The organism is Dethiosulfatibacter aminovorans DSM 17477, from assembly GCF_900142005.1.
Lineage (GTDB): Bacteria > Bacillota > Clostridia > Tissierellales > Dethiosulfatibacteraceae > Dethiosulfatibacter > Dethiosulfatibacter aminovorans.
This window is the reverse complement of record NZ_FQZL01000004.1, coordinates 288,338-300,950: the sequence shown is the minus strand read 5'-3', so window position 1 is coordinate 300,950 and position 12,613 is coordinate 288,338. Positions and strand designations below refer to the sequence as shown.

The window sequence follows — 12,613 nt, the reverse complement described above, 5'->3', positions numbered from 1 at the left end:
CCTTATATGTATTTACATATCCTGTTTATCGCTATATCACTGAATCCAAACGCTTCAGCTTTTGTAATCTTTCCGTTGCTTACTTCCACAATCTCTTCAAGTACTTCCTCGCCCATCTGGCTTATTGTCTTTTCACCTGATATGACTGCACTTAAGTCCATATCCATATTGTCGTTCATCATTCTGTAGGTTTCTTTATTTGCTGTCACCTTTATTACCGGTGCTATGGCGTGACCTGTAGGAGTACCTCTCCCTGTAGTAAATATGACTACCTGACATCCGCCGGCAATCATTGCACTTACTGAAGCAATATCATATCCGGGCGTATCCATTATCACAGCACCCTTCTTAGTCGGCGCTTCAGCATAATCAAGCACTTCAACTATTGGTCTTGTTCCGCCCTTGTAAATGCATCCAAGAGATTTTTCCTCAATTGTCGATAATCCGCCGTCCATATTGCCCGGTGTTGGCTGGCCTGTCCTGAGATCCTGTCCTGCAGCAAAAATATGTGATTCAAGTTGACTGCAGATGTCTATTATCTTATTGCTTATTTCCTGTGTTGCACCTCTTCTTGCAAGGAGATGCTCTGCGCCGATGAATTCAGTGGTCTCGCTCATCATGCTCGTTCCGCCAAAGTCTACGAGCCTGTCGCTTGTATTTCCAACTACAGGATTCGAACCAAGTCCCGAAGTTGTATCGGAGCCTCCACATTCAATTCCCAGCATCAATTCGGATATGTCAAATTCCTCTCTTTGACATCTGGATGCGTCCTGCACAAGACCCTGAGCTATTTCTACAGCCTTATTTATGGTCTTCACCGTTCCACCTTCGTTTTGTATTACGAGAGTATGGAGAGGTTTATTGGTCTTTGCCCTGATTATGTCTTCCATAGCTGTAATGCTGTTGCTTTCACATCCAAGTCCTATCAGGACTGTAGCATAAACATTTGGATTTGCTGCAAATCCTGTCAACACGGATTGGGTGATTTTCTCGTTTCCCCTAACTTCTCCACAACCATCCTGCGTAACAATATTGACTGCCTGGGGCAGTTGCGATGCAACCACCCTGCACGTCTCGCTTGCACAGGCACAAGTAGGCAATATAAGTATATGGTTTCTTATACCGACTCTGCCGTCAGGCCTTCTATATCCTAAAAACTTCATGTTATCCTCCTATTTTTTGATCCACGACATCATGCTTCTAAGTTTCCTTCCAACAATTTCGATTGGATGAGAAAGCTCTTTATTCCTAATTGCATTGTACTTTGGTCTATCAAGTTCATTTTCAAGTATCCAGTCCTTTGCAAATGTTCCATCCTGGACTTCGCTCAATATTTTTTTCATTTCTTTTCTTACTTCGTCGTTTATTATTCTCTTTCCAACTACATAGTCGCCATATTCAGCAGTATCACTCACACTATACCTCATATACTCCATTCCACCCTCATAAACCAGGTCAATTATCAACTTGAGTTCATTCAAGCATTCAAAGTATGCAATTTCAGGCTGATATCCGGCATCAGTCAATGTTTCAAATCCTGCCTTTATAAGTTCTGTAACTCCACCGCAAAGTACAACCTGCTCTCCAAAAAGATCAGTTTCAGTCTCTTCTACAAATGTTGTTTCAATGACTCCCGCATTGGTACATCCGATTCCGTACGAGTATGCAAGAGCCAAATCCTTTGCATTTCCCGTATAATCCTGTTCAACCGCTATGAGCCCGGGAACTCCTTTTCCTTCCTTGAAGACCCTTCTCACAAGATGTCCCGGACTTTTGGGTGCGACCATAAATACGTCCACGTTTTCAGGAGGAGTAATCTGGCTGTATATCAGGTTGAATCCATGGGCGAAAACCAACGCATTTCCTTCGACAAGATTTGGCTTAATCTTCTCCAGATATAGTTTTTTCTGTACATGGTCGGGAGCAAGTATCATAACGACATCCGCTTCCTTTGATGCATCCTCTACAGTCCTAACATCAAGTCCATCTTCTTCGGCTCTCTTCCAGGACTTGCTTCCTTCATATAGCCCAACCACTACATCGAATCCACTGTCCTTTAAATTCAGGGCATGGGCATGACCCTGGCTTCCATAACCGATAACAGCGATTTTCCTGCTCTTCAATACTTCCTTGTTAACATCCTTTTCATAATACATTTTACTCATTTTACGCTCCTGTCATTTCGTAATTTTCTTTACTGTAATCTCTTGGTACACTGTTAATATTCAGATGACTCACAAATTGTCCTTTCATAATGTTTTTCTGTGCGACTCCAATTATTTCTCCATATTTATAAACATATTCACCGCAGCGTATGTCAACTATTGCAACCTTGTGATATTCAGGTACATCCTCCTGTACAATCAACTTCAAAAGTTCATTTTCACACTGATAGATGACCTCCGAATCCTTTTCCATTTCTTTCAGTGTCGTAATGACATTGTCCTTGTTGTTTAGAAATATACTGTTAATTTTCATTATCTTCTCCCTTTATGATAATTGTGCGTTTTTTGGAATATCCCCAACAGGTTCCAAAACCTTGGCACAACCATATTTTTTTGCTATCCATGCTGTAAAAAGAGGTACACAAATTGCAGTTACAACTACCGCCGCCGCTATCTGTGCAGTTGCCGATTCAACAAAAGGAGCATAGCTTGGATCTATGAGCGCCACCGCTGCCGGCGTTGCAACCGAGTTTCCCGCCGCACTTGCCGCTGCAGCTCCCGCATAGCCGGGTCTTTTGTTTACAAACCTGTCTGCAAACACCAAAGGTATTCCGCTGACAACCATTACTATGAGTCCCAACAGTATTCCACTGAATCCTGCGGTTGCTACGTTTGTAAGATTGATTCCTGCACCTAGACAGAAAGCGAAGAACGGTATTGTCAATAAAACTCCCGGTTTAAGAAAATCTCTGATATCCGAATCAAGGTTTCCGATTATTACACCAATGATCAGAGGACCTATTGCAGCCAAAAGACTCATTACCGGAATAGTTGCCATGCCGGAAGCGCCGAGGGCTACAAGTGTAAGAAACGGCCCGTCATTAATGTTCAATATACTTTGTGACGCAATGTCTGTAGGCTCACCGTATTCTCCCATCAATGCTATGAAAAGACCTCCATTTCCATTTGTCACACTACTGATTATTGCCAAGCTTGAAATACCTAAAAATCCTGTCATGCCAAATATCTTGCCTACAGCCACCCCCAGCAGAGCGCCTGCAATAAACTTGGTAATAAGCAGTACACTTCCTCTTTTTATTGCTTCCGGAGCTTGTTTAAGATTCAGCTGACTTCCTATGCATACCAGTGCCAGCGCAATTGTCGTAGCGGTTCCCTTGCTTGAAAAAATTGCCGTGCTTAAAGATCCAATATTCAAAAGTCCTGGAATTAAAGTATTCAAAATCGCACCAAGCAAAAGCGGCACTACCATGATTCCGCCAGGAACCTTCTTAACGTTTGATAATATTTTCATTAATATCCTCCAAAATGATTTATTATCGGCCGATGAATAATAACAGTGCAACTCTCGTGCCAGAAATCAAAATAAACATTGGATAGAAAGGTCACGAAATCATCTTTTCTCTATTTCTGAAGGTTTGGGAGCAATAAAAATAAATTTCAAACTCCCAAAAAATAAAAAAAGAACTGTCATATTTGACAGTTCCTAAAAAATACCTTTGCATTTTTAGTCATATTTTGCATCGCCAATGTCACTTTTTGCATCACCAACGGTTTATGTATCAAGTTTTCTATTAATTGTGGTTCTGTTTATGCCTAATCGTTCCGCCGTTCTGGTCTTGTTGAATTTCTCTTCCTTAAGCACTCTCTGGATAATCTGTTTCTCTATGTCTTCAAGACTTCTGCTCATATCTATCTCAATCTCTTCTTGCCTTTGCCTGCCGCGTCCTTCAAAACTCTGTATTATCAATGTCTTCATGTCCAGATCATTCATGTCATTATCCTGGTTAAATACCACCATTCTCTCTATTATGTTTTGCAACTCCCTTATATTTCCCGGCCATCTATACTCTTCAAACATATCCGCTACTTCATCATCGATCACCAGTCTTTTGAATCCGTATTTTCCGCACAGATAATCAGAATAGTTTTCAGCTAACACCACTATGTCCTTTTTCCTCTCCCTCAAGGGAGGAATTTTAACTCTTAATACATTGAGTCTATAGTATAGATCCTCCCTGAATTCACCCCTGTCAACCTCATCAAGAAGATCCTTGTTTGTAGCAGCAATTATTCTTACATCAACAGGTATGATCCTGTCATCGCCAATCTTCATTATCTCTTTTTCCTGTATCGCCCTAAGAAGCCTCGTCTGCAAAACGCTGTCCATCTCACCGATCTCATCAAGAAAAAGAGTGCCTGTATGGGCCAGCTCAAATAGCCCTGTTTTACCTTTCTTCCTGGCTCCAGTAAAGGCACCTTCTACATATCCAAACAGTTCACTTTCAAGAAGACTGGGAGCCAGGGCCGCACAGTTAACAGCCACAAAGGGTTTTGTTTTTCTCCTGCTGCTGTTGTGTATGGATTGGGCAAAAACTTCCTTCCCGCTTCCTGATTCCCCCGTAATGAGAATTGTAGAATCAACTCTGCTATAGTTCCTGGACAAATTTATCGCTCTTCTTATTCCATCGCTTTCACCTATAATGTCCTTAAAAGACATCTTTGCAACCAGACCCTTCTCTGAAAGTTTCATTCTGACTTTATGTTCTATTTCCTGCAGTTTTCTGACTTCCTGGAAACTGACAACGAATCCCTGGTTTTCCTGATCTATCAATATAGGCATGCTGTTGAACACTATTTCCTTCCCTTCAATACTGCCAACTTTTCCAATTTTATTGATACCGGACTCCAAAGCTTTAACAACATTCCCAGCATTGAATTCAAATATTTTTTTACCTATAATATTTTCTTCATTCATTCCCAAAATATCAAGAGCGGCAGGATTGACCGTCTTAACGTCCATATCCGTATTCAGGGATATGACACCCTCGTCTATTGAGTTTATTACTGCGAGAAATTCCTCTTTCTTTCTTCTTTCATCAACAGTCATTTTATAAAGCTCTATTGCTTTTTCTATCGCCTCCTCAATGGACGCCTCCCCTGATTCAAGAACATCATAAACAATACCTTTTTCTTCAAAAAACTTATACCTGTCATCATACTGAACAGCCCATGAACCACTTACTATTATCCGTATCCCATCATTCATGGCCTGTTCAAAACGGCTTTCAAATTCACTGATCCTGTTGACTGTATACAATTTCGAATCCAAATCCAGTGAATCAGCTACCTTCTTGGCATTTCTAATGATCTCCGGTCTCTCTACAAAAGCCAACCGTTTGTTGACATGTACATATTTTGACAGGATACGCACAATATCGTATCCACTAATTTCAATGTCAACAACAGATAGGCCAGATACTTCCCGTATCCTATTTGCTATTCCGCCTCTTGAAATTATTATTTCCTTACCTTCAGCAATTTTCTTCCTCGTCACTTCCTCAAAATTGTTTTCATTGACATATTCAACATCAATATTGAGTTCTTGCCTTTCAACTATCTCCCGTGCAAGTTGTTCAATTGACCTAAGCGGTGCCAGGATTGCAATTTTCTTCTCTACAGCTTTCATAAACATCTCCCATGCAACAATCTATTAAATCATAATTCAATTACCCGATTCCTGTTCTTGTCGGTGGAACCATCAATATTGGATTCAAGATCTCTAGCACAGCCATATATTTTCGCAACACGGGCTGTAATAATTGGAACACATATTGAAGTGACCACTACCGCAGCAGCTATCTGAGCTGTCGCCGATTCAACAAAGGGACTGTAACTTTGATCTATCAATGCAACTGCAGCTGGCGTAGCCACAGAATTACCAGCCGCACTTGCTACGGCAGCACCAGCATAACCGGGTCTTCTGTTAATGAATTTGTCTGCAAATATCAATGGAACACCACTGACAACAATGACTATGACTCCCAGCAATATCCCGCTTATACCTGCAGATGCGGCATCCATGAGGTTTATCCCCGCCCCAAGACAAAAGGCGAAAAAAGGGATCATCATTAATACCCCCGGCCTTAAAAAATCTCTTATATCCTCATCAATATTTCCAAGTACAACGCCAACTAAAAGCGGTCCTACTGCAGCCATCAAATCCATGGCAGGTATTGATGCAAAGCCTGTAGTACCAAGGACTATCAGCGTCAGGAACGGTCCATCGCTTATATTCAATATACTTTGAGCGGCAACATCGACAGGTTCGCCATATTCTCCCATCAACGCCATATACAGTCCACCGTTACAATTTGTCACACTACTGATTATTGCCAAACTTGAAATACCCCAAAAGCCTTTCATGCCAAAAATATTTGCCGTTAAAATACCCAAAAGAGCCCCGGCAAAAAATTTCACAAGCAACAATACGCCACCTCTTCTAATGACTTCCGGAGCCTGTTTCAAGTTCAACTGACTTCCAATGCAAACCAACGCCAAGGCAATTGTTGTGGCAGTTCCCTTACTGGAAAAAACTGCCGAGCTCAAGGTTCCTATATTAAGCAATCCAGGTACTACAGTATTCAGTGTCGCTCCCAATAACAACGGCACTGCCATTATCCCACCAGGTATTTTCTTGACCGTTGACAATATTCTCATATTTATCTCCCGCAATCATCATTGTTTATATTATAACTCATACAAACAAATATTCAATATGAAAACGTTTAACCCGTTGATTGTCTATACAAAAACAGCATCAACCGGCAGATGTACTTACTGCCGGTTGATGCTGTTCTATTATAAGTGCGTATATTCAATTATCCTGACGTCGTCTCCGACCTTCTTCTTGACACCCTTAAGTATCTTCTCATAGTTTGGACATGGAAAGTCGTTGGGAGTACCCTTTGACACGCACGATGCAAACACTATGGTGTCGGCTCCCCTCTTTATCATTTCCTGAACCCTAGGGATACTTTTCTTTCCGGGACATCCGCCACAAGAAGTGGCTCCAACAACTACAACATCCTCGTCGAATTTATCGAATTCGAACATTTTTACTTCCATTACCTTAAAACAAGTCGAGGCAGGGCAGTGGTCCTCAGTCTGCGCGCATCTCAGCAATCCTACTTTCATTATATCTCCAATCCTTAGTTCTCTAGTGCCGGTTCATCTACTGTCTTTCAGGGGGAACAATTATCAAACCGGCACGTTAATTTTTTCACTAGTTGATTATACAATATAAAATAAGTTTTTTGCTCCAAGTATTCGTTATACTAAAAAGCGGTCTCCTTATAGCAGAAAACCGCTTGACTTATTATTACTTTTTCTCAAAAGCAAAATCTCCCGCTTCAAAGACTGCAACTTCTTCCCCTGATTCCCTGATTCCAACAATCTTCATGTCGGCAGAACCAACCATAAAATCCTCATGAGCAAGGGAACTGTTGACACCGTTCTTTGCAAGTTCATCCTTGCTCATTTTTTCCCCGTCCTTTATGCACACGGGGTATGCTTCACCAAGTGCCAGGTGGCATGATGCATTCTCATCAAACAATGTATTATAAAAGAGGATATCCATTTCAGATATAGGTGAATGGTAAGGCACCAAGGCAACCTCTCCAAGGTAGCAGGATCCCTCGTCCAGATCAATAAGGCTTTTAAGTGCCTCCAGTCCTTTCTTGGCGTCGTATTCGACGGCCTTTCCTGCCTCGAACCTTATCCAAAATTCGTCTATGAGTACACCATTGTACACCAGCGGCTTGGTGCTGTACACGACTCCGTTTACTCCGTCCTTCTTGGGCAGGGTAAATATCTCTTCCGTAGGCAGGTTTGCCATGTATTCGACGCCTTCCGTTTCATCGGACCCGCCAAGCCAGATATGACTCTCCGGCAGTTCCAACGTAAGGTCCGTACCCAGTTCATTCGTATATCTAAGGGACTTGAATCCATTATCATTCATGAACTTAGTTCTCTTCTTAAGATTTCTCTTGTGAGTTTCCAGGGCAGCAAGGGGATCAGCTTCATCCATCCTGTTGGTTTTCAGTATTGCTTCCCAGAGCTTCTCAATTGCTTCTTCCACAGACACATCAGGGAACATCTTCTTTGCCCAAGCCTTAGTAGGAGCGGAAGCAACACACCATATGTTCTTGTGGGACATGAGCCTTTCCCTGTATTCCTTTACACCTTCCCCAAGAACCCTCTTGTACCTCATTATCTTGTCCTGGTCAATTCCCTTAAGGGCATCGGGATCCTCTCCCGTTAGCCTTATATAGCAGGCACCCTTCCTTACATTCTCCAAAAAGAACATCTTCCTGTATTCAGGCAGTTCGTCAAAGAGGTCATCAGGAGCGTATGTATACTTGTACCTGTCCATCTTCTCGTCAATCCAGTGCGGTATTACTTCCCTTGCGCCTTCCCTGTATGCAATCTCCGTCAGTATTTCCACAAACTCGTAGTTTTCAACCAATGCTGTTATTATCAATATCTTGTTCTCCTGCAAGTTTATACCCGTTTTCACTATCAGTTCGGCATATTTCTCTATCATTTTCCTATCCATAAATCCGCCTCCTTTGTCGTTACTTCCATCATATCACAAATAAAGAATATAAATTTTTGCATTTTTGTAAAATCATTTGACAAAAGGCTTCCACTCGTGTAAAATTCATAGAGTACCAAAAATTAATAAACCTTGCACCTGTAGCTCAGAAGGATAGAGCAGTGCCCTCCTAAGGCATGTGCCGGGGGTTCGACTCCTCCCAGGTGCACCAATATCAATGGTTCCAGCGTTTAGCTTGGGGCCATTTTTTATTATTTAACCACTTTTTAACCACCACGGGAAATATATGACATCAAAAAAACCTCTATTTTTAGAGGTTTTCAGAACATTTTGAGGCTCTATTTTTTCATGTTATCAGAGCCCTATTGTTTGTATTTTGTAAACTATTTTAGTATATGTTCGCATGAAGCACTTCATAGTAATTCTTTTTTTAGTTATCTTGCATTATGCATATTAACATCCTTTAAAATTCAATTTATTATTTGACTTAAAATATTCATGTGATTTTACTATTGCAGTATTTCTTCGGATTAGGATTCCCAGTATATCCCTTAGTTTAAATCAATGACTTCATCCTGGTATTAAAATACAGTCAATATTTCAATATGCTCAAGTGCTTTGATGATTTATTTCTTAACTTCAGCCATTAGTCTAAGATTGTTCTTATTTTTCCATCTTAATTCCGTATTTGTTTATTTTTTTATACAATAAACTTCTGTGTATGCCGAGTTTTTCTGCAGCTTCCATACAGTTATAATTAGAATTTTTCAAATACTCTTTAATTACTGAACTCTCGTATTCTTCCATCATGCATTTTAGCAACTTATTGTCTGAACAAATCAATTTATCCACATTATGTCTTGTAACCAATTTAGAGGGCAAATCGGTCAATTGTATAACAAATTCATCACAAGTTGCGTATGCACTTTTGATTACATTATTTAACTCACGAATATTCCCCGGCCAAGAATAATTTTGCAAACATGTTTTTGCTTCACCTGAAAATGTCACAAATGACTTGTATTCATCATTCAATCGGGAAAGAAAATAATTCGAGAACAAATTTATATCTTCTCTTCTATCTCGTAAAGGAACCATTTCAATATTGATAACATTTAATCTATAGAACAAGTCCTCTCTAAAACTTCCTTCTTTGACCATTTCCACAAGGTTACGCTTTGTTGCGGCTATCACTCTTACATCTATTGGTATTGGTTCTTTTCCACCTATTTTATCAACTTCATTTTCCTGCAGAACCCTTAAAATTTTAACCTGCATATTCAGCGGCATATCTCCTATTTCATCCAGAAAAACGGTTCCGCCCTCCGCTTGAATAAACTTACCATCCTTTCCACCTCTTTTTGCTCCAGAAAATGATCCTTCTTCATAACCAAATAATTCAGACTCTAAAAGTTCAGACGGTATTGCTCCACAGTTTATACCCACCATGGGCTTGTCTTTTCTATCACTGTTATAATGAATAGCACGGGCGAAAACCTCCTTGCCTGTTCCTGACTCTCCAGTTATTAGAACAGGGAATGTATTTCTTGAAGCCTTAAAGGCTTTTTTCTTCATATCCAGAAACTGCCTATTCCTTCCAACTATTTCATCAAAACAGAACCTCTCGCTGTTAATCCTATTATATTCTTCTTTGAAAAACTCCAATTCCATATACTCTTTCATCAACTTCTTTGCTGAATTTAAAGTATCAAATCTGAATTTAACCTGAGCAACACCTGCAACAACATCTTTATTTTCATCAAGTACACATGATCTACTGACCAATAAAAAGTCATTGTCTTTGTCCTTCGTCTCACCTTCTACAAACTTATGAATGACCCCTTCCTCATCGTATCTATTTTTTACAATGTCAATCATCTTGGAATTGGATATAATATTCTTAATACTGCCACCAATCGCCTTCTTCTTGTCAATACCAAGAAAGTCACAGTATTGGTCATTAATATCGGTTACTACACCATCTTTATTAACGACAATAAACCCATCATCTGTCATTCTAAGTATTTGATCAAAAATATATTTGTATCTACAATCTTCATTCATATTCCTCACTCCAGGTTAAATGATTAAAGTAGACAAACATTAATTACATTTGTCTACTTTATTAAGTATATCAATATGATATTTAAACATCAAGTTTAAAGGGATTTTCTACCTTTACAGTTCGAATTCCTTAGTTTTGTCCAGCTCGTCAATCATTGCCGGAATAACTTCCTTAAGGTCTCCTACTATTCCATAGTCGCATATTCTAAATATTGGCGCTGTAGGATCTGTGTTTATGGCCACTATATATTTTGATTCGCTCATCCCTGCAAGGTGCTGTATGGCTCCTGATATTCCACAAGCCACATATATTTCCGGTCTCACCGTGGTTCCTGTCTGTCCGACCTGATGCATGTGGTCTATCCAACCGCTGTCAACACATGCTCTTGAAGATCCTACTTCTCCACCCATCTTGTCTGCAAGGGCTTTGATCAGTTCAAATCCTTCAGGACCCTTGATACCTCTTCCACCTGATACAATTATCTTGGCATCCGTAAGGTTAACTCTTTTTTTACCGCTTTGTATTATTTCGACCACTTTTGCTGCTATGTCATCTTCCTTCAATACAGGTGCTATTTCTTCAATTATTCCCGCAGGATTTGATTCATGTACTGCTTTTTCCATCACTCCAGGTCTAACCGTTGCCATTTGAGGTCTGTTAATTGGACATACTATTGTTGCCATAAGGTTCCCCCCAAAAGCTGGTCTTGTCTGCAGCAACTTTCCATCTTCAGGATCCATTTCAAGCTTTGTACAGTCAGCTACCAGCCCTGTGCCGATTTTAGCCGCTATTCTAGGTCCTATATCCCTTCCTATTGACGTTGCTCCTACAAGCACTATTTCCGGCTTTTTCTCCAGTATCAGGTCTGCAATGGTTTTTGAATATCCATCAGTTGAAAAAACATCCAGCAACGGACTCTTGATATAATATGCCTTGTCTATGCCGTAATACAACAGTTTGTTCACTTCTTCATCTATATCATATCCTGCAACTACTGCGACTACTTTCTTCTCTGTTCCTTCAACAAGTTTTTTGGCCTCTCCTATCAACTCTATCGTTACAGGATGAATTTTCCCTTCTCTTTGCTCTCCTATTACCCAAATATCCTTGTATTCTTCCAGATTGATTCCCTGATTTACTTTTCTTCTAATCATCTTTCCACCTCCTATATCAACTTCAGATCCGATAGTTTCCCAACCAGAACTGCTGCTTTTTCTTTTCCGCTTATTCCTTCAATCATTTCCGATGTTTTTGATTTAGTTGGAACAAATGATTTATATACGTTTGTTGGCGACCCCTTCAGTCCTATCTGGGTTGGATCAATTTCAAGGTCACTGAGTCCCCACACCTTTATCTCGTCATTGCCTGGATCATATGCTTTAAGAATTCCTTTTACTGTGGGATATCTTGGTTCATTAAGTTCTTTAATGGCTGTAAGAAGCACTGGCATCTTGGTTTCTATTATATAGTCACCTGTCTCCGTGTATCTTGTAATAACCGCCTTATCTTCCTTAACCTTTATTTCCTTTGCATATGTGACTTGAGGCAAGTTGAGGAATTCTGCTATCTCAGGACCTACTTGCGCCGTATCTCCGTCTATTGCCTGTCTTCCACACATTATGATATCATAATCATTTATTTTTTCTATTCCAGCAGCCAGGACGGTAGCCGTTGCCCATGTGTCAGATCCTCCAAAAGCCCTGTCGCTAAGCAGTATAGCTTCATCGGCTCCCATTGCCAGTGCTTCTTTTAGTGCTTCTTTTGCTTGTGGAGGTCCCATACTCAAAACAGTTACTGTACTGTCATGTTCCACTTTCATCTTAAGTGCTTCTTCAAGGGCATTCTTGTCATCAGGATTGATTATACTAGGCACTCCGTCCCTTATTAGTGTCCCTGTCTCCTGATTTATCCTGACTTCGTTGGTGTCAGGCACCTGCTTTAAACATACTATTATCTTCATGTCTCCTC

11 protein-coding genes and 1 tRNA gene are annotated in these 12,613 nt (G+C 40.4%); 1 reads left to right on the top strand and 11 read right to left on the bottom strand.

The genetic code is table 11. The annotated features are described in order from the left end of the window. Positions 1–2: 2 nt before the first annotated feature. From BUB05_RS01355 to BUB05_RS01320, 8 genes are all read right to left on the bottom strand, one after another. Positions 3–1,163, bottom strand: coding sequence for a UxaA family hydrolase (locus BUB05_RS01355; RefSeq protein ID WP_073045929.1), 1,161 nt, complete (start codon positions 1,161–1,163; stop codon positions 3–5). A 9-nt stretch (positions 1,164–1,172) separates the two neighbouring features. Further along, a complete protein-coding gene (gene ilvC / locus BUB05_RS01350) occupies positions 1,173–2,165 on the bottom strand; it encodes a ketol-acid reductoisomerase (protein ID WP_073045926.1) in 993 nt (330 codons plus the stop codon). A 1-nt stretch (position 2,166) separates the two neighbouring features. Next, positions 2,167–2,478, bottom strand: a complete 312-nt coding sequence (locus BUB05_RS01345; protein WP_073045923.1) for a UxaA family hydrolase — start codon at positions 2,476–2,478, stop codon at positions 2,167–2,169. A 12-nt stretch (positions 2,479–2,490) separates the two neighbouring features. Continuing rightward, positions 2,491–3,477 carry a 2-keto-3-deoxygluconate permease gene (locus BUB05_RS01340; protein ID WP_073045920.1) on the bottom strand — a complete coding sequence of 329 codons (987 nt, stop codon included), beginning with the start codon at positions 3,475–3,477 and terminating at the stop codon, positions 2,491–2,493. 261 nt (positions 3,478–3,738) lie between these two features. After that, on the bottom strand, positions 3,739–5,652 hold the full coding sequence (locus tag BUB05_RS01335; protein WP_073045917.1) for a sigma 54-interacting transcriptional regulator: 1,914 nt from the start codon (positions 5,650–5,652) through the stop codon (positions 3,739–3,741). A gap of 29 nt (positions 5,653–5,681) precedes the next feature. After that, positions 5,682–6,683, bottom strand: a complete 1,002-nt coding sequence (locus BUB05_RS01330; protein WP_073045914.1) for a 2-keto-3-deoxygluconate permease — start codon at positions 6,681–6,683, stop codon at positions 5,682–5,684. 141 nt (positions 6,684–6,824) lie between these two features. Next, positions 6,825–7,160, bottom strand: coding sequence for a CGGC domain-containing protein (locus tag BUB05_RS01325; RefSeq protein WP_073045910.1), 336 nt, complete (start codon positions 7,158–7,160; stop codon positions 6,825–6,827). A gap of 184 nt (positions 7,161–7,344) precedes the next feature. After that, entirely contained in the window at positions 7,345–8,580 is a 1,236-nt protein-coding gene (locus BUB05_RS01320; protein WP_073045908.1) for an aminopeptidase, read from the bottom strand. Between the two features lie 134 nt (positions 8,581–8,714). Here BUB05_RS01320 and BUB05_RS01315 point away from each other — a divergent pair. Beyond that, positions 8,715–8,791 (top strand) — tRNA-Arg (locus BUB05_RS01315). Between the two features lie 452 nt (positions 8,792–9,243). On the opposite strand, the gene BUB05_RS01310 is transcribed toward BUB05_RS01315, so the two are convergent. From BUB05_RS01310 to BUB05_RS01300, 3 genes are all read right to left on the bottom strand, one after another. Continuing rightward, positions 9,244–10,644 carry a sigma-54 interaction domain-containing protein gene (locus BUB05_RS01310; protein ID WP_073045905.1) on the bottom strand — a complete coding sequence of 467 codons (1,401 nt, stop codon included), beginning with the start codon at positions 10,642–10,644 and terminating at the stop codon, positions 9,244–9,246. A gap of 114 nt (positions 10,645–10,758) precedes the next feature. Then, positions 10,759–11,799: an electron transfer flavoprotein subunit alpha/FixB family protein gene (locus BUB05_RS01305; protein WP_073045902.1), complete on the bottom strand. Its 1,041-nt coding sequence runs from the start codon at positions 11,797–11,799 to the stop codon at positions 10,759–10,761. Positions 11,800–11,810: 11 nt separating this feature from the next. Then, complete coding sequence (locus BUB05_RS01300) at positions 11,811–12,605, bottom strand: electron transfer flavoprotein subunit beta/FixA family protein (RefSeq protein ID WP_073045900.1); 795 nt, start codon at positions 12,603–12,605, stop codon at positions 11,811–11,813. Positions 12,606–12,613: the final 8 nt, after the last annotated feature.